At 62.0% G+C, this 17,348-nt stretch carries 18 protein-coding genes; 9 read left to right on the plus strand and 9 right to left on the minus strand.

The features are described from left to right. Positions 1–42 precede the first annotated feature (42 nt). Entirely contained in the window at positions 43–681 is a 639-nt protein-coding gene (locus tag ACTIFK_RS09500) for a LysE family translocator (RefSeq protein WP_439542827.1), read from the plus strand. A 384-nt stretch (positions 682–1,065) separates the two neighbouring features. Continuing rightward, the gene (locus ACTIFK_RS09505) at positions 1,066–2,154 is read left to right on the plus strand and encodes a GGDEF domain-containing protein (protein WP_439542828.1); all 1,089 of its coding nucleotides are present in this window, start codon (positions 1,066–1,068) and stop codon (positions 2,152–2,154) included. Between the two features lie 28 nt (positions 2,155–2,182). Here ACTIFK_RS09505 and ACTIFK_RS09510 read toward each other — a convergent pair whose 3' ends face one another. The 3 genes from ACTIFK_RS09510 to ilvC all read right to left on the minus strand — a co-directional run bounded on the left by ACTIFK_RS09510 (position 2,183) and on the right by ilvC (position 5,838). Continuing rightward, positions 2,183–3,979, minus strand: coding sequence for a putative bifunctional diguanylate cyclase/phosphodiesterase (locus tag ACTIFK_RS09510; protein WP_439542829.1), 1,797 nt, complete (start codon positions 3,977–3,979; stop codon positions 2,183–2,185). A gap of 414 nt (positions 3,980–4,393) precedes the next feature. Continuing rightward, on the minus strand, positions 4,394–4,756 hold the full coding sequence (locus tag ACTIFK_RS09515) for a hypothetical protein (RefSeq protein ID WP_439542830.1): 363 nt from the start codon (positions 4,754–4,756) through the stop codon (positions 4,394–4,396). 62 nt (positions 4,757–4,818) lie between these two features. Beyond that, positions 4,819–5,838: a ketol-acid reductoisomerase gene (gene ilvC / locus ACTIFK_RS09520; protein ID WP_439542831.1), complete on the minus strand. Its 1,020-nt coding sequence runs from the start codon at positions 5,836–5,838 to the stop codon at positions 4,819–4,821. Positions 5,839–6,085: 247 nt separating this feature from the next. Here ilvC and ACTIFK_RS09525 point away from each other — a divergent pair, with 247 nt between their 5' ends. Further along, entirely contained in the window at positions 6,086–6,580 is a 495-nt protein-coding gene (locus ACTIFK_RS09525) for a DUF1190 domain-containing protein (RefSeq protein ID WP_439542832.1), read from the plus strand. 11 nt (positions 6,581–6,591) lie between these two features. On the opposite strand, the gene ilvN is transcribed toward ACTIFK_RS09525, so the two are convergent. The 4 genes from ilvN to miaA all read right to left on the minus strand — a co-directional run bounded on the left by ilvN (position 6,592) and on the right by miaA (position 10,522). Continuing rightward, positions 6,592–7,140, minus strand: coding sequence for an acetolactate synthase small subunit (ilvN, locus tag ACTIFK_RS09530; RefSeq protein ID WP_439542833.1), 549 nt, complete (start codon positions 7,138–7,140; stop codon positions 6,592–6,594). 5 nt (positions 7,141–7,145) lie between these two features. Beyond that, entirely contained in the window at positions 7,146–7,691 is a 546-nt protein-coding gene (locus tag ACTIFK_RS09535) for a hypothetical protein (protein WP_439542834.1), read from the minus strand. A gap of 29 nt (positions 7,692–7,720) precedes the next feature. Continuing rightward, complete coding sequence (locus ACTIFK_RS09540; protein ID WP_439542835.1) at positions 7,721–9,487, minus strand: acetolactate synthase 3 large subunit; 1,767 nt, start codon at positions 9,485–9,487, stop codon at positions 7,721–7,723. A gap of 102 nt (positions 9,488–9,589) precedes the next feature. After that, positions 9,590–10,522: a tRNA (adenosine(37)-N6)-dimethylallyltransferase MiaA gene (gene miaA, locus ACTIFK_RS09545; protein WP_439542836.1), complete on the minus strand. Its 933-nt coding sequence runs from the start codon at positions 10,520–10,522 to the stop codon at positions 9,590–9,592. A 63-nt stretch (positions 10,523–10,585) separates the two neighbouring features. On the opposite strand from miaA, the gene serB reads away from it, so the two are divergent. From serB to ACTIFK_RS09565, 4 genes are all read left to right on the plus strand, one after another. Continuing rightward, the gene (serB, locus tag ACTIFK_RS09550) at positions 10,586–11,515 is read left to right on the plus strand and encodes a phosphoserine phosphatase SerB (RefSeq protein ID WP_439542837.1); all 930 of its coding nucleotides are present in this window, start codon (positions 10,586–10,588) and stop codon (positions 11,513–11,515) included. A gap of 71 nt (positions 11,516–11,586) precedes the next feature. Beyond that, positions 11,587–11,907, plus strand: coding sequence for a hypothetical protein (locus ACTIFK_RS09555; protein WP_439542838.1), 321 nt, complete (start codon positions 11,587–11,589; stop codon positions 11,905–11,907). A gap of 251 nt (positions 11,908–12,158) precedes the next feature. Then, positions 12,159–12,932: a response regulator transcription factor gene (locus ACTIFK_RS09560; protein ID WP_439542839.1), complete on the plus strand. Its 774-nt coding sequence runs from the start codon at positions 12,159–12,161 to the stop codon at positions 12,930–12,932. A gap of 77 nt (positions 12,933–13,009) precedes the next feature. Then, entirely contained in the window at positions 13,010–13,891 is an 882-nt protein-coding gene (locus ACTIFK_RS09565) for a hypothetical protein (RefSeq protein WP_439542840.1), read from the plus strand. Positions 13,892–14,077: 186 nt separating this feature from the next. On the opposite strand, the gene ACTIFK_RS09570 is transcribed toward ACTIFK_RS09565, so the two are convergent. Continuing rightward, positions 14,078–15,031, minus strand: a complete 954-nt coding sequence (locus tag ACTIFK_RS09570; RefSeq protein ID WP_439542841.1) for an IS1595 family transposase — start codon at positions 15,029–15,031, stop codon at positions 14,078–14,080. A gap of 446 nt (positions 15,032–15,477) precedes the next feature. Between ACTIFK_RS09570 and ACTIFK_RS09575 the strand changes: the two genes are divergently transcribed. Beyond that, complete coding sequence (locus ACTIFK_RS09575) at positions 15,478–16,059, plus strand: LabA-like NYN domain-containing protein (RefSeq protein WP_439542842.1); 582 nt, start codon at positions 15,478–15,480, stop codon at positions 16,057–16,059. A 16-nt stretch (positions 16,060–16,075) separates the two neighbouring features. On the opposite strand, the gene ACTIFK_RS09580 is transcribed toward ACTIFK_RS09575, so the two are convergent. Next, on the minus strand, positions 16,076–16,741 hold the full coding sequence (locus ACTIFK_RS09580; RefSeq protein WP_439542843.1) for a hypothetical protein: 666 nt from the start codon (positions 16,739–16,741) through the stop codon (positions 16,076–16,078). 156 nt (positions 16,742–16,897) lie between these two features. On the opposite strand from ACTIFK_RS09580, the gene ACTIFK_RS09585 reads away from it, so the two are divergent. Then, positions 16,898–17,347, plus strand: coding sequence for a pseudoazurin (locus ACTIFK_RS09585; protein WP_439542844.1), 450 nt, complete (start codon positions 16,898–16,900; stop codon positions 17,345–17,347). Position 17,348: the final 1 nt, after the last annotated feature.

A 17,348-nucleotide genomic window follows, 5' to 3' on the forward strand; every position in this document is an offset into this window, starting at 1 on the left:
CGGGCCGCCGGTCGATGCGATCTCAATTCTCGAAGGGCCGCCGTGTCACCTGACATTCTCATCGCGATCATCGGGTTTGCCGCCGCGTCGTCGATCACGCCGGGTCCGAACAACCTGCTCGTGATGACATCCGGGCTCAACCACGGCGTGGGCGCGTCTCTACCGCTGGTTGCGGGGATCAGCTTCGGATTTGCTTTCATGGTGCTGGCGGTCGGGTTCGGGCTCGGCGCCGTCATCCAAACCCATCCCGGTCTGCACACGGCCACGAAGGCCGCGGGTCTCGGCTACATGCTCTGGCTGGCCTGGAAGGTCGCAACCGCTCCCGTGACACTGGATGCGCGTTCGTCGACCGGGTCCGACGACACACGTCCGCTGTCCGCGATCGCCGGAGCAGCCTTTCAATGGGTGAACCCGAAGGCTTGGGCCATCGCACTCTCTGCGACGGCGGCGTTCTCGACGCCAGGGGCTGAACCGCACCGCCTGTTCTGGCTCGCCGCCATCTTCGCGGTGGTCGCCCTCGCCGCGCTCACGGTCTGGGCTGCATTTGGCGGCGTTATGCGCGCAATGGTCGACAATCCGCGCGCCATCTTCGCATTCAATCTCACCATGGCGCTGCTGCTCGTCGCCAGTGCGGCGCCGATGGCCTACGATCTTGCGCTCGACATTTCTCGAATCGGATAGGCTAGATCCGCCCGCTGATCTTCTTCGGCGTGCACACACGACCTGCGCTAACCTACGCCCAAGCCAATTGAATTATACGAGTTCGTCGCGGCACGATCACCTTGACAGCGCGCAATTTCAGCGACGTTTCTTGTTGCGGCGAATCGGTTAGGCTACCTGGACTTGATCGTACGGTATGCTGGTCCCAATTGCTGGTGCCGTGCGTTCGTTCGGGTGTGGCCCGCATACTGCTCATACTGAGTTTCGACAGTCGACCCACGCCGCAGGGCGTGCACGGTACTTTCGTCTAGCTTATAGTCTACATCATCATATGTCAGCGTTCGGCGCGTCGACATGCCGTAAATCCCACGGCCACGTTTCATTCCGATCCTTTTAAAGTGCCCCATGAAATCATTCGATGACCTTTTGAATGCGCCGCGGGGGTTGCTCGTTGCCGGAGCCGCGGTTCTTTGCGTCACGCTTTCATTTCTCATTGCCGCGTCCGACCTCGACCTCACGCTACTTCGCAGGCTGCAAACGTCCACCATCGGCGATGGCGGAACGGTCGTTTACACGACCTACAATCCGCTCGCGATCCTGGGAGTGGCTGCCATCGGCCTCGCGGTCATCGGCGGTCTCGCGGGGCTTTTCTTCTGGCTGATGCCGAAGCTTACCGGCGCGGCCGGAGGTCAACCGACGGACCGCGTCGTAAAGGCCAGCCGCAAACTCGACGGCGAGCTGTCCAAGGTGCTGGAGCTGATCCGTGCCCACGTCACCACCAACGACAGTTACGCGAAGTCGCTGGCAACGGCGCAATCGCGTCTTCAGGGCTTGACGGAAGCCGAGCAGGTACGCGTGATCGTGAGCCTTCTCGTTGCCGAGAACGAACGCATGCGGCGCGACAGCACCGAGCTGGTCAAGAACCTCGAGGATGCGCGCAAGCAGGTTGAGACCCTTCGCTCGAGCCTCAACGAAGCGCAAGAATTCGTACTGCAGGATCCGCTGACCGGCGTCGGCAACCGTCGCGCGTTCGATGCCACGATGGCGCGCGCGATCGTCGAATGCTCGCAGAAGAAGACGCCGCTCTCTCTCATCATTTGCGATATCGACCACTTCAAGCGCGTCAACGACGCGTTCGGACATCAGGTCGGCGACGAGATCATCAAGATGTTCTCGCGCGTGATCGAGGCCGGCATCCGCGAGGGCGATACCGTGATCCGGTATGGCGGCGAAGAATTCGCGATCATTCTTCCCCTGACCGACCAGGACGCCGCGAAGATGGTTGCCGAGCGGGTGCGCCGGGTATTCGAAGGCAAGAAACTGACGATACGGGAAACCAACCAGAAGGTCGGCCAGCTCACCGCGTCATTCGGTGTTGCGCAATATCGCCCCGGTGACGACGTGGAAGCGCTGGTCCAGCGGGCCGACGCGAAGCTCTATGACGCGAAGTCGGGCGGGCGCAATCGCGTCTCCGTGTACGGCACGAGCGATTAAAGAACCGGCGGCTGAAGCACGGCCTCGATCAAGCGACAGCCGGCCGGGCGATCGCGACGCGGCTGTGCGCCGCCGGACGTTTGGCGTTGGAGGAACTGGACCGTTTGCTTTTGGCTGCGGTCAGGCTCGCATAGCATTCAATCGGCAGTGGCTTGCCGATCAGATAGCCCTGGACTTGGTTGCAGCCCTGGCTGCGCAATAGATCGAGCTGCTCCTGGCTTTCGACGCCTTCCGCCACGACCGGGCGCCCGAGGGCGCGTCCCAATCCCAGAATGGACGTCACGATCGCCGCCGCGTCTCCGTTGGCGGTCATATCGAAAACGAAGCTGCGATCGATCTTGATGCGGTCGAAGGGAAATGAGCGCAGCGTGCTGAGCGACGAATAGCCGGTTCCGAAGTCGTCGATGGCGACGGTGACACCGATCTCCTTCAGACGCCGAAGCGTCTCGAGGGCGGCCTGGGCGTCGTAAATGAACAGGCTTTCCGTCACTTCGATCTCAAGCCGGCGGGGATCGACGCCCGTGGCGGCGAGCGTGTCTTCAACGAGCTTGGCGAAGCCCGCGCGGACAATCTGAGCCGAGGAAGCGTTCACGGCCACGCGCAGGTGGCGCGGCCATGTGGCCGCCTGGGCCAATGCCTCACGCAGAACGAATGCGCCGATGTCCTCGATCGCCCCGCACGCCTCGGCGGCAGGGATGAAGACCATCGGGGAAACGAATCCGTGGATCGGGTGATTCCAGCGGAGCAACGCCTCGAAGCCCTGAATCGCCCCGGTTCCGGCGTCGGCCTGCGGCTGGTAAACGACCGAAAGCTGGCCCGTCATCGCGGCTGTGGACACATCCCGTTCCAATGCGCGCTGCGCGAGCTTTTCGGCGTCCATGTGGGCGGTGTAGAAGGCGTGCCCGGCGCGGCCGCTCGCCTTGACGCGGCGTAATGCCGTGTCGGCGTGTCCAAGGAGCGACTGGAGGTCGTGGCCGTTGTCGGGGAAGCAGGCGATGCCGATCGAGGCGACGGCTTTCACGTCCAGGCCGGTCTCGAGCGCATGCCGCTCCGCAAGGGCCTTGCTCAATTTCGTCGCCAATTCCTCGATCTCGACGCGATGTCCGCGTCCGGCGCAGACCATCAAGAACTCGTCACTGCCGAGCCGGGCAACGGCGTCCTGGCTTGCCGCAATCTTGCGCATCCGATCGGCGACGCTGCGAAGGAGGAGATCGCCGTTCTTGTGCCCCTGGGCTTCGTTCAGCATCCGGAAGCCGTCGATGTCGACGTAGAGTACGGCGACCGGTTCGCCGCGTTCCTTCGCGCGGGCCAGAATTTCCGGGAATGTCTCGGCCATGTAGGCCCGGTTGCCCAGCCCCGTCAGGGGGTCCGTGAAAGCCAACTTGCGAATGTGGTCGTGCGCTTCCCAATGCTCGATGGCCAGGCTGCAGACGTGCGTGCAGTATTCGACGATGCGCTTTTCAAGCCGGCTGGGACGTCGCGTCGTGCGGAAATAGAAGGCGAACGTTCCAACGACCCGGCCGTTGTGGGACTTGATTGGGCTCGACCAGCAGGCCTTGAGACCAAGCGAAAGGGCTGCGTCCTTGAAATCGCGCCAGCGCGGGTCGGTCTTGATGTTCGTGACCTCGACGGCCTCGCCGTGGAACGCCGCAGATCCGCACGATCCGATCATAGGGCCGATGGCCACGCCATCGATGGCCTCGGAATACTCCTTAGGCAGCGACGGCCCAGCGAGCGGGCGCAGGCAACCGGCGGCGTCGACCCGGATGATCGAACAGACGGCACTTGCTGCAAGCACCTCTGCGCGCTCGCACAACAGGTTCATAACGCTCGGGAGGGGAGCGCCAGACGCCACGGCAACGAGAACTTCCTGCTGCAGATCCCTGAGCCGAACGTCAACTTTCCGGCTCTCGCTCCGCTTCCTCGAACCCACCGCGCCCTCTCCTTCACCCAGGCGCCACCGCCTGGGCCTCTGCATTTTCTTGTTCCTCTAAATTTCTTTTCAGAAATGGAGCGCCTGAAAAACAGTCGACATCCGCCTGTTATTTCACACCACCGGTTGCTGAAATTCTAATTCCCGCTAGGGAACAGTGTATAATTTTGTCTTTCGTTTCATTGCACTGCATCATTTTTGTGAGATTTTTTTTCGAAAGAAGCGCCCTAAGCCGAGCCTTCCGGTACGAAAACGGCCCGGCTTATCGAGCCGGGCCGTTCGTAATTCGCGTTTCGAATTAATCGGTTAGAGGCAGCCCAAGCCCGGAATGCCACAAACATATTGATCGGTGGTGCGGTTGACGCAGCACGCCTGATCCGCGCCGCACCGCCACGTTTTCATTTTTCCTGCGTTGGTCTTCGCCTTGCAGGTTTTCGTCCCCTTCGCGGCGACGGCAGCCGAGTGATCGGGCCCCCGCGCCAGATCCCATGCCACGGTCCCGGCGAACGCCAGAGCGGCAGCCATCCCCAACGACAACAATGCTCGTTTCATTTTCAGCACTCCCTTACTTGCTGATGCACGGCAAGGATGCTCCGAAACCGCCCGGGTTTCCAGCGAAGGTTCGCCAAAACGCGACAGCCCGCCTTCGGCGCGGACTTCGCGCAACAAAGGCGGGCTGCTGCTTCGAGCGATATCGGGTCGCGGCTCGCGACCCGGGAAACGGACCGGTCCTAGTTGCGGCCCTTGTCCACCAGCTTGTTCTTCGCGATCCAGGGCATCATCGCACGCAACTTGGCGCCGACCTCTTCGATCTGGTGGCTGTCATTGTTGCGGCGGATACCCTTGAAGCGCGCCTGACCGGCTTTGCATTCCTGCATCCATTGGCTCGTGAACTGGCCCGTCTGGATTTCCTTCAGAATGCGCCCCATCTCCGCCTTCGTCTCCGGCGTGATGACGCGCGGACCCGACATGTACTCACCCCACTCGGCCGTGTTCGAGATCGAGTAGTTCATGTTGGCGATGCCGCCTTCGTAGATCAGGTCGACGATCAGCTTCACCTCGTGGAGGCATTCGAAATACGCCATCTCAGGCGCGTAGCCGGCTTCCACCAGCGTTTCGAAGCCGGCGCGGATCAGCTCGACGAGGCCGCCGCACAGAACGGCCTGCTCGCCGAAGAGATCGGTTTCGCACTCTTCCTTGAAGGTCGTCTCGATGACGCCCGACCGGCCGCCGCCGACGGCCGAGGCATACGACAGGAAGAGATCGTGCGCGTTGCCGCTCTTGTCCTGGTGGATCGCGATGAGGCACGGCACGCCGCCGCCCTTCTGGTATTCGCCGCGCACGGTGTGTCCCGGTCCCTTCGGCGCGATCATGCCGACGTCGAGGTCTGCGCGCGGCTCGATCAGGTTGAAGTGGACGTTGAGACCGTGGGCGAACAACAGCGCCGCGCCCTGCTTCATGTTGGGGGCGAGGTGATCGCGGTAGATGTCGGCCTGGAGTTCGTCCGGCGTCAGCATCATGATGACATCGGCCCACTTGGCGGCGTCCGCCACCTCCATGACCTTGATGCCTTCCTTCTCGGCCTTCTGGGCCGAAGCCGAGCCCTTGCGGAGCGCGACGGCGATATCCTTCACGCCGGAGTCACGCAGATTGAGCGTGTGCGCGTGTCCCTGGCTGCCGTAGCCGACAATGGCAACCTTCTTGGACTTGATCAGATTAATGTCGGCATCACGATCGTAATAGACGCGCATCGTTCTCTCTTGCGGTTGGAGACTCTAGGAAGGTGGAGTGGGGGCTCAGGATGGCTAAACCACCGGGCACCCCGGAAAAGTGGGCGGACGTTACACCGCCCCGTGACGCAGTTTCAACGCTCAAGACGGGCCTGGGCGCTTTTGCGCCAGTGCCCCGAAGTGAGCGGATCGGAGACGTGCTTAACCCAACCGAAACGTTTCGCGCGCCAGAATAGCTCGCCATTTTCCTTGCGAATTGTGGGTTACCATGCGCGCGATCCTTCACGTTTTCGCCCTGATCGGGATCTCTGCCGCCCTCGCCGGCTGTGGAGACAGCGGTTCGCCGACGGCCGCCAAAGACGAGCGCGGCGTGATCGCCAGCGCCTCGGATTGCGCTTCGTTCGGACCGGGCGCGGTGGACGCTTGCGCGGGCGCGATCGAGCGCGCCGTCAAAGCCCACGAAGCCACGGCCACGGCTTACACCAGCCTCGAAGACTGCGAAAAAGCAGTCGGTGAGCGCGCCTGCGAGCGCTCCGCGTCCGGGCATTACCGCATCCGTCTTTCGGCGTTCATGGTGACGCTCGGCGCAACGCCGCGCGCGGAGCCTCTCTACCCGGTCAAGGGGAACGACGTCGGTTTCCAGACCTCGCGCAAGGACGTGCTGCTCGCGAACGACCGCAGCCTCGTGTTCTCGCGTCTCGCCGTTTCCGTCGCGGAGCGGCATGCGGCCTCCGACCCGAAGCGCAAACGCCAGCGGCTCTAAGCCCGACTGCATCACATCGCTGCCGCGCCGCGTCCGATCGCGGCGATGCCCGTGCGCGACACCTCGACGAGACCAAGCTCGGTCATGAGGCCGATGAAGGTCTCGATCTTGCCGGGCTTGCCGGTGACCTCGAAGACAAAGTGATCGATTGACGTGTCCACCACCTGGGCGCGAAAAATCTCGGCCATGCGGAGCGCCTCGATGCGCTTCTCGCCCTTACCGCTGACCTTGACGAGCGCCAGCTCGCGTTCGAGCGAGACGCCTTCCAAGGTCAGGTCGCGCACGCGGTGGATGGGGACGAGCCGCTCGAGCTGGTGCTTGATCTGCTCGAGCACGGCAGGCGTGCCGCGGGTGATGATGGTGATGCGCGAGAGGTGCTTCTCGTGCTCCGTCTCGGTCACCGTCAAGCTATCGATGTTGTAGCCGCGTCCGGAAAACAGACCGATGACCCGAGCCAGCACGCCCGGCTCGTTGTCGACAATGACCGACAGCGTGCGGGTCTCGATCTCCTGCTTCAAGGAGGGTCCGGCGTAATGCGTTTGGGGATTGGTGTTGATCATCGCGTCTACTTCTTCTCTTGGGCTCTCTTGTTTTCGATCTCCTGCGCCGCCTCGGGAAAGACGATGGAGAGGAAGATCGGCAGGCCGTGCTCGTCGACAAGGCGTTTCACCTCGTCGGCGTAGGCTTGCGACTTCTTGTAGTGCGTGAAGGCAGTCGAGATACGGTGCCCCATGCTATCGGCGAGCTGCTGAGGCGACGGCACGCCCGACTGCTTCAGCGCTTCCGGCGGCATGCGCGAATAGACCTGGATGAGCGTGCGCGTCTCCAGGTAGTCCTGGGCGATGCACGACTCGAAGCCTTCGCCATAGGTCGATGCGAGACTGTGGGTCTTGTAGCAATTCTCGATCAGCTCATAGGCGGCCGTTGCACCGCGCGCCCGGTGAACACGTCCAACGCGCTCGGCGGCTCCGCGGATGCTCGCAGCCTGATCCCAGGTCGCGGCTTCCGAGACCGGCGCCGGCTTCGGCTCCTCCGCGTTGGTGCCCGCGCGCGCCACGGCGCCGCAGCCGGCGATCAATGCGCCGGCGGTCAACGCACGGGCGAAGGCCATGACTGCATTCCGAGACGCGCGGAGCCTGATCACACCAGCACCTTGCCTTCCTTGCCGATCGCCTTGGCAACGTCCTCGTCGGAGACGTTTTCGCCGAGCAGCATTTCGTTGTGCGCTTTTCCGGACGGGATCATGGGGAAACAGTTGGCCAGCTTTGCGACGCGGCAATCGAACATCACCGGGCCCTTGGTGTTGATCATTTCCTTGATCGCGTCATCGAGATCGTCCGGGTGGTCGCAACGCATGCCCGTCCAGCCGTACGCGTCGGCCAGCTTCACGAAATCCGGCAGCGCCTCGGTGTAGCTTTCGGACAGGCGATTGCCGTGCAGCAGCTGCTGCCATTGGCGCACCATGCCCATGTACTCGTTGTTCAGGATGAAGACCTTGACCGGCAAGTGATACTGCACGGCGGTCGAGCATTCCTGGATGTTCATGAGGATCGATGCATCGCCCGCGACGTCGATCACGAGCGACTTCGGGTGGGCAAGCTGCGCGCCGATGGCCGCGGGCAAACCATAACCCATCGTGCCCAGGCCGCCGGATGTCATCCAGCGGTTCGGCTCCTCGAAATGGATGAACTGCGCCGCCCACATCTGGTGCTGGCCGACTTCGGTCGTGATGTAGGTGTCGCGATCCTTGGTCAGCTCGTAGAGACGCTGACAGGCGTATTGCGGCATGATGTGATCTTTGGAGTTCTGGTACGAAAGCGACTTTTTCGCCCGCCAGCCATCGATCTCCTTCCACCACGATTTCAGCGCGGCCTTGTCGAGCTGCGGCGCCTTCGTCTTCCAGACGCGCAGCATCTCTTCCAGCACGTAAGCGCAATCGCCGACGATCGGCAGATCGACGCGAATGTTCTTGTTGATCGACGACGGGTCGATGTCGACGTGGATCTTCTTCGAGCCCGGCGAGAACGCGTCGACGCGACCGGTGATGCGGTCGTCGAAGCGCGCGCCGATGTTGATCATCACGTCGCAGTCGTGCATCGCCAGATTGGCTTCGTACGTGCCGTGCATGCCGAGCATGCCGAGCCACTGCTTGTCGGACGCCGGGTAGGCGCCGAGGCCCATCAGCGTCGACGTGATCGGGTAGCCCGTGAGGCGCACAAGCTCGCGCAGCAGCTGGCTCGCCTTCGGGCCGGAATTGATGATGCCGCCGCCGGTGTAGAACACGGGACGCTTTGCGGACGCCATCAGTTCGACCGCATCGCGCACGGCGGTGGGCTCCGGCTTCACGCGCGGCTTGTAGGTCTTGTGGGCGATGTTCGACGGACCGACGTAGTTGCCGCTGGCGAACTGGACGTCCTTCGGAATGTCGACGACGACCGGACCCGGACGCCCCGCCTTGGCGATGTAGAACGCCTCGTGCAGGATGCGCGGCAGATCGGCGATGTTCTTCACGAGCCAATTGTGCTTCGTGCAGGGCCGCGTGATGCCGACGGTATCGCATTCCTGGAAGGCGTCGTTGCCGATCAGGTGGGTCGGCACCTGGCCCGTGATGCAGACGAGCGGGATCGAGTCCATCAGCGCGTCGGTCAGGCCGGTGACAGCGTTGGTGGCGCCGGGACCGGACGTCACCAGCGCAACGCCGACCTTGCCGGTCGAGCGCGCATAGCCTTCGGCCGCGTGCAGCGCGCCGCCTTCTTGACGGACGAGGATGTGCTTGACCTTATCCTGCTGGAACAGCTCGTCGTAGATCGGCAGCACGGCGCCGCCCGGATAGCCGAAAATATGCTCGACGCCCTGATCCTGGAGCGCCTTGATCACCATCTCGGCGCCCGTCATCGTCCGTGTCATATCCATTCTCCAGCCGCGCAATAAGACGACCGCCCTGGCGCGTCGGGCCGGGCGGTCCTGGTTCGATGTTGGCGCGGAACCTAAGCAGAAGTCGGCGGGCGGTCAACGGCTCACTTTGCCATAATTGTCGAATGTCACCTGTAATGTTTCCATTTGTTGCGCATTTAGCCATTGCCACGACATCATATTGCGTCTCAGCCAAGTCATCTGCCTTTTGACATATCGGCGCGTCTCCGTTTTCGCCGCCTCCGACGCGGCCTCTACGCTCATCCGCCCGCCAAGCGCATCGGCGAGCGGCTTGACGCCGAGCGCCCGCATGACCGGCAAATCCGGGTCGAGGCCGAGTTGCAGAAGCGCCCGCACCTCCTCGATCGCGCCCTCGGCGATCATGGCGTCGAAGCGGGCGTCGCAGCGGGCGTTGAGATCGTCGCGCTCGCGGGAGACCACGAAGGCGCGCCCCTCTTCCCAGCACACGACCGGCTCGCCGGGCTTCGCCTGCCAGCCGGCAAGCGAGACGCCGGTCGCATCCAGCACCTCGAGCGCGCGGACCAGACGCTGCGGATCGGACGGGCGGAGGCGGGCGGCCATTTCCGGATCGCGTTCCGCCAATTCAGCATGGAGCGCCGCCGGTCCGATCTCGGCCGCCCGGCCACGCCAGTGCGCGCGAATGTCGTCCGGAATTGGCGGGATCGGGGACAATCCCTCTGTCAGCGCCATGAAATAAAGCCCCGTGCCGCCCACGACGATCGGAACGCGGCCGGCTTGCTGCGCCTCAGCGATCGCGGCCGCGGCTTCGGTGGCGAAGCGCGCCGCCGAATACGCCTCGGCGCCGGGCACGTGCCCGTAGAGGCGATGCGGTGTGCGCTCCGTTTCCGCCTCGCCGGGGCGCGCCGTCAGAACCCGCAGCTCGCGATAGACCTGCATGGCGTCGGCGTTGATGATCGTGCCGTCGAGGCGTTCGGCCAGAGCCAGCGCCAAAGCGGACTTGCCCGAAGCGGTGGGCCCTGCAATCAATATCGGTGCGCGTATCGTCATGCCGCTTTCTATCCGAGCCGCCCGCCCTCCGCATCCCTTCCCGCAAGCCGAGGTTTGATTGGAATGCCGTCCGACCTGACGCTCGTCCTCATTGCCGCGCCGGGATCGAGGCATCTCAGTGAAGCGATCGTAGCCAAGGCGCTCCGCGCGGTCAGCGCTCCCGGTTTCGGAGACTGCGGCGCGTGCGTGCGATGGCTGTCGCCGGGTGAGGCGTGGGAAGCGCGCATCGTGACGACGGCGAGCGCTTCCCAGTTACGCGATGCCGTCGAGCGCGCCATCTCCCCGCAGCCTGTCGATGTCGCTGTTCTGCAAAGCGACGCCGCGCGGCGCAAGACACTGCTCTGCGCCGACATGGAAAGCACCATCATCGAGCAGGAGATGCTCGACGAGATGGCCGACCTCTTAGGGTGCCGCGCGGAGATCGAAGCAATCACGAAAGCCGCCATGCGCGGCGAAGTGGATTTCGAGGGCTCACTCACGCGCCGCGTCGCGCTGTTCGCCGGTCTCGAGATCGCAAAGCTCCATCCTCTCCTCGAACGCATCACATCGATGCCGGGCGCGGAGACGCTAATCGCGACGCTGCGCGCAAACGGATGCAAGACCGCGCTCGTCACGGGCGGCTTCACGATCTTCGCCGAGCCCGTGGCGCAGCGTCTCGGCTTCGACACCGTGATCGCGAACGTGCTCGAAATCGAGAACGGCCGCCTCACGGGCCGCGTCGTACCGCCGATCGTGGGACCGGAGGCAAAGGCTCAAACACTGCGCAGCTTGGCCAACACGCATGGGATCGAGCAGATCCAAACACTGGCCGTCGGCGACGGCGCCAACGATGCCGCCATGCTGGCAGCCGCTGGCCTCGGCGTCGCGTTTCGCGCCAAGCCGATGCTCGCCGCACAAGCGCGCGCTTCGGACAACGGGGCCGTTATCCGCCACGGCGATCTCACCGCGCTCCTCTATCTGCAGGGCTATACGCGCGAAAACTTCGCTGCCTGAGCGCAGCTTTTTTGAAACCCGCTCCGTCTCTCTCCGTACATCTGACACGCACCTCGATGGTGCGACAAACAATGGAGATGATCATGAGCAAGCCCATTTTGGTGGCCGCACTTCTGTTGGCCCTCACCGGTTCCGTCGCACTGGCCGGTGCTCCCGTGAAGCCCGAAGAAAATAGCCTTTCCGGCAAGGCAATGAGAGACCAGCCTGGCAACAATTCTGCCGGCACAACCGCCAATCCGACGAAGAAGCCGGAAGAGTACAGCCAGTCCGGCAAGGCAATGCGCGACCAGCCGGGCAACAACTCCGGCACCGGCACGGGATCCCAGACGGCGCAGCCAGGCGACAACAGCCTGTCCGGCAAAGCAATGAAGGATCTGCCGGGCAACAAGTGAGATCGTGCAGTGACGGTCCTGAACGCCCCCCGGTCAGGACCGGCCCGCGCCCTGCGTAGCGCCCCCCGCGCGCGCAGGGCCGCTTCGGATGCGAGCCCAATTTGGTTATGGTTTACGCCTTTCGCGCTTGATTGCCTTCGCACTCGCTCAAATCATCCTAGCGACCGAATTCAATCATCGTGGTAATAAAAGGCAGTCTACGCATTTTCCAAAGCAGTCCCTCCATCGGGACTGGGAAACGGCTCCGGCCAATGAAGACATCGATCACGCAGGATGATGTTTCAAAACTCGGCGCGGACATGCTGCAATTCATTTGCGGCATAGACGAGTGTGCGACTCCCGAGGCCGTGCTGAATGGTCTGCACAAGGTGTCGCTCCCAAACTGCCAAATCAATGTACTGGGCGCGGCCTTGTTTCCGTTGCAGTGGGGCGACTGGGAGAGCGTCGAGAAGGGAAAGACGGTCTTTCTCCATAAAAGCGTTCCAGCCGGATGGTGGGACGAACACATTGAGCTCAGTCGCGCGCACCCCGGCCACGGCTTTTTGTTCGCCCAGGTGTCGCTTGCGCCGTTCACGATGTCCGAACTGATGCGGATGATCGAGCCACTGGCCATTGACCGCTGGCCGTTCGAGCTTGCGTTGAAGTACGGCATGCGCGATCGGCTCAATTGTCCCGTAGGTGGGCGTTGGGTCGTTTCCTACTGGTCCCGGAACGTGCTGTGCGAGCGCCTATCGGACGAGGCTCGCGCCATTCTCTTCATGGGCGGCACGTTCGCGGCTATTCGCCTGCAGAAGGTCATCGGTCCGCAGGTCAGCCGGATCGGAAAAGGCGTCACGCTGACGCCACGCGAATTGGCGGTCCTGCGTCTCCTTTCAATCGGACACCCCTCCGCCGAAATTGCAGAGCTGCTCGCCCTTGGCGAAGAGACGGTGCGGAGCCACATCAAGAAGGCCCAATCCAAGCTCGGCGTCCGAGCCCGGACCCATGCCGTCGCACAGGCAATCCGTCGCAATTTGATTCCGTAAGGGGCATATTATACTTTACGTACCACGCAAGACGGTGCTAGATGAATAGCGCCAGTCAGCTGCCGTCATGGGACGAGATGCCCTACAGGCTGGTCAGCCTTCGGGACCTCATTATGCATCTGATCAACGCTGGCCACCTTGTTAGGGCTACGAGTTGGGTTTCGAACATCAACACGATGACCGCGAACCTACCGTCACCAGCGAGTGTGCATTTCTCTCTTGCGGATTTGGCGCAGTTGAAGGGGCACTTGAAAGCGATTCAAGAATGTGGCGATGAGCTTGGCCTGAGGGGCATATCTGTTGATGTGAAAGCGGTGCTCGCTGTGCTGGACAGGGCGACAACCGACAATGAGGGCGCAACCTATTCGGCTTTGGACACGGAGTGGCTTCAAAGCACGCTAGGTAACCTTTGCAACCGCATTCCAACCGATCTCGAAGAGCGCAACGCATTGATAGTCCCCGGTCACAAAGTTGACCTTTACGACCAGAGCACACCGCTTTTCGGAGGCGATGTTGATCTCAAGTTCAAAAGGAGGGGCCGACATGAGATTGCGGAGGCCGGAAAATGCCTAGCCCTTGAGAGGCCGACGGCCTGCGTGTTCCACCTAATGCGGCTCGTAGAGATCGGGCTCGAAAGTATTCGCACGAGCCTTGGTCTGCCGAGGCCGACGAAAGGTCAACACAAGGCATGGGGCGCTGCTCTGGACGTGATCAAGACCGAGATCGAGGCGCGAGAGAAGCTTACTCACCTTAGGCAGTGGACAGATTTGGCCGACAAAAAGTTCTTTGACGGGGCTCATATGATGCTTGTTGCAATCAAAAACGGGTGCCGCGACGACACGATGCATATCGAAAGCACTTATACTGATGACGAGGCAACGCACCTATTCGCTCTAACAAAGGGTTTCATGCAGAAGGTGGCTTCCCGCCTCGACGAGAACGGCTTGCCTTTGGCTTAGTCGCAGGTTCGCCGCGTGCGACCTTCGCGAAGACCGCGCCGAACTCTTCCTCTGACTCTGTGACGCCCGCCGATCGTGCGGCCTGGTTAAACCGCTTCGATTGCTCGGCGGGCGTCAATTCAGGTTCTTTTCTTTTTGGCATCGGCCCTCGATTTCCGGGCCGCTATACGCTTCTCATGATCGGGGTTAGGGCCTATCAGCGGCTTTATACGTGAGCCGCTTTCCCTTTGCACCGACGAGCGCCTTAGCGGCACGCTGGTTGTCGTCCACACCCAACGCAACGCGCGCATTATACCTGAAATCGAACTCAGCAAGATAGCGGTGCAAGTGCTTCTCAGAGCAATGCTGGTAGATACCGCGCATTCCGCGCTTGAAGAGGCTGAAATAGCCCTCGACCGTATTTGTGTGGACCGCGGGGCGGCCTTCTTCGTAACGGACGTACTCTTTCGCGCTGTGGTCCACACGATCGTGGCTGGCAAATTTGCCAAGCCTGTTCGCGTAGATCGGCGCGCCGTCCGTCATGACAATCGCTTCCTTCGCGATGTTCTCATTCACCAGCGGGATCACCTGACTGATGGTGCTGCCCACGACGTGGAAGCTACGCACCTCGCCGTTACGCTCAACAAGCGACAGAACAACGTTCTTGTGGATGGCATTGTAGAAGCCACGACCCTGCGCACGACCTTTGGGGTGCGTTGACGTGCGGCCATAGATCGTCTCGTCGACCTCGACAACGCCGCCATCGCCGCTCATGGGCGGCTTAAGACCGCCAACGCGCATCGCCTCACGAATGCGATGGCTCATAAACCACGCGCTTTTGAGCGTGAGGCCCGTCATGCGGTGAAGCTGGTTCGCGCTAATGCCCTTCTTGCTCGCACACATGAGAGCGATCGCTTGCAGCCACATGCGCATGGGAATGTGGCTGTCTTCGAAGATCGTGCCAACCTTGACGGTGAAGGGCTTGCGGCAGTCCTTGCACTTGTACGTGCCGATGCGCGTGCTCTTCCCCTGGAGCTTGGTGTTGCGCTCGGTGCCGCCACAGCGCGGGCACTCGGGGCCGTGCGGCCAGAGGTGGGCTTCGACCCACTTGTACGCCGCTTCCTCGTCGTGAAAGCGCTTGTGCGAGAGAACGTCAGACATGGCGGTATCTCCTATCCAAATCAGCATAGGAGATTGGGCGTGGTACGTCAAGTATAATATCTATTCCGTAAGAGTCTCCCCCAAACTGGGGATGGCGCCTCGACGGCCATCCGTACAATCATCGGCTAGGTGATCTCGCGATTTCGATGCGAGACATTTCGATGCGAGACCGGCGGCTTTCGACGTTCAAGATCATATCTGCTTGGAGGAGACGCACCCCTTCTTGCTCTTTCGTGATCGAGAGCCGCCGACGAATTGCTGGGTCCGATCTGATCGGGGGGAGGCGCTCGAAACGGCGCAGAAGACCCAGCCCCCTTGAGCCGGGCGTCGCGTCAGTCGCACGCTTACTTCGCCGGCGATGCTGTCGTGCGTCCGGCTCGAGTGGAGCTCGCAAAGCGCGCGGCAGACTTTTTTAGCAACCTTGAAGATCGAGTTTTTAACGCTATATGGCGCGCACAATTACCGAATCCGACCGGCGCGAGCGACAAAACAGCAGCGCCCTCGACACAATGCTCCTCGCCCCGTCGGACCGCGTCGGGCTGTTCATAGACGGCTTCCACCTGCATGCCGCGTGCAAGGCGCTCGACATCCCGATCGATTTCAAACGTCTTCTCGATCTGTTTCGCGACCGGGCGCATCTGGTGCGCGCACTCTATTACACAATCATCACGGACGAGCGCGATTGCGTTCTCCGCCCGCTTCTCGATTGGCTCGACTACAACGGATACACAACCGTTAGAAAGCACGCGAAGGCCGATTGCGAATTGAGCCGGCGCACTGCGAAAAGCAGCATGATGGTCGAGGTCGCTGTCGATATCATGCAACTCGCTCAATCCCTCGATCATATCGTGATCATTTCGGGGGCCGGCGAATTCCGTCGCCTTGTCGAGATGGTGCAAATCAACGGCAAGCGCGTGAGCGTTCTATCGACAGTGGCCACTCGACCGCCGATGGTTTCCGATGAGTTGCGCCGGCAGGCCGACCAGTTCGTCGATCTCGCCGATCTTGAGAGCGATATTCGGAGGTAACTTCTCTCTCACATCCTCACGCCCGCCCGAAGGCGTGACGCACGGCGAGGCGCACGCGATCCACGACCAGCACGACCTTCGGCTTGAGCCGCGTCCAAGCCTGCTTCGCCTCCAAGCGGACGCGGTTTTTGACCATCCGCCCGTACCGCCACGCCCAGGAGGCGCGAATGCGGGCGAACACCTCTTCCTTCCACGGCATGATCCAGTTGTAGGCGGACGCGAACCAGCCGAGCTGCATCAGCGCGGGACGGGTCAGCATGAAGAGACGTGCGATGAGCGCGGTCGAGGCGATCTTCGCGCCGACGAACAGAAGTCCCGCCGCGACGAGCTTTCCTTGCGCGACGAGATAGACGGCAAGCAGCTTCAGCGGAAACAGCACCGATGTCGGCAGCGCCAGCACTGCGAGAGCGCCGTACGGCGGCAGGCTTGCAATCGCGCGTTCGGCGCGTGCCCAGATCTTGAACCGGGCCAGCCAGGCGAGCGCGTCCGCCAGTGGACGCCACCCCCATTCCTCGAACAGGAGAATGAGGGCTAGAACGACTTGAAACACGAGGCCGATCGCGGCCGCGATCCATGCTCCGAAAGAACGCAGCAGGCGCACGGCCGGCGGTCCAATGTGCGCGACAGCAGCGCGCATGCGTTGCCACGCATGCTCAATTCCTTCGGTGATTTTTCCCGTCACGCCCGCCTCACGTCTCTCGACACGACCTTACAAGAGACCTCCGTGCACGTCTTGCCAAGACAAGCCGATGGTTCTCCGGCGCGGCGAATGCGCGATTTGACAGGCACGCTCATATTCTATACTTTTTTGATCAAGAATCAGAAACCCGAGGGAACCATGATCTTACGTACGTCACTTGTAGCAGCCGTTGCACTCATGACTGCCGGGTCGTTCGCCGGCAGCGCCTCGTCGGAAGAGCATGTCGTCAAAATGATGAATGCGAACGGCAAAGGCAAATTCATGCTGTTCGAACCGGAGGTCGTCCACGCCAAGGTTGGCGATACCGTGAAGTTCGTGCCGACCAACAAGGGGCACAACGCCGAAATGATCCCCGACCTCTGGCCAGAGGGCGCGGCGGAGTTCAAGGGCGACCTCAACCAGGAAGCCGTGCTGACCATCGACAAGCCCGGCATCTACGGCATCAAGTGCCTGCCGCATTATCCGATGGGCATGATCGGCGCCGTGGTGGCCGGCGACCAGACCAACAAGGCGCAGCTCGAAAGCTACAAGCCTGCCGGATCGGCGACCAAGCGCTTCGAGGAACTGAAGGCGAAGATCGCTCAGTAGA

Source organism: Hyphomicrobium sp., from assembly GCF_051860585.1.
Classification (GTDB): Bacteria; Pseudomonadota; Alphaproteobacteria; order Rhizobiales; family Hyphomicrobiaceae; genus Hyphomicrobium_C.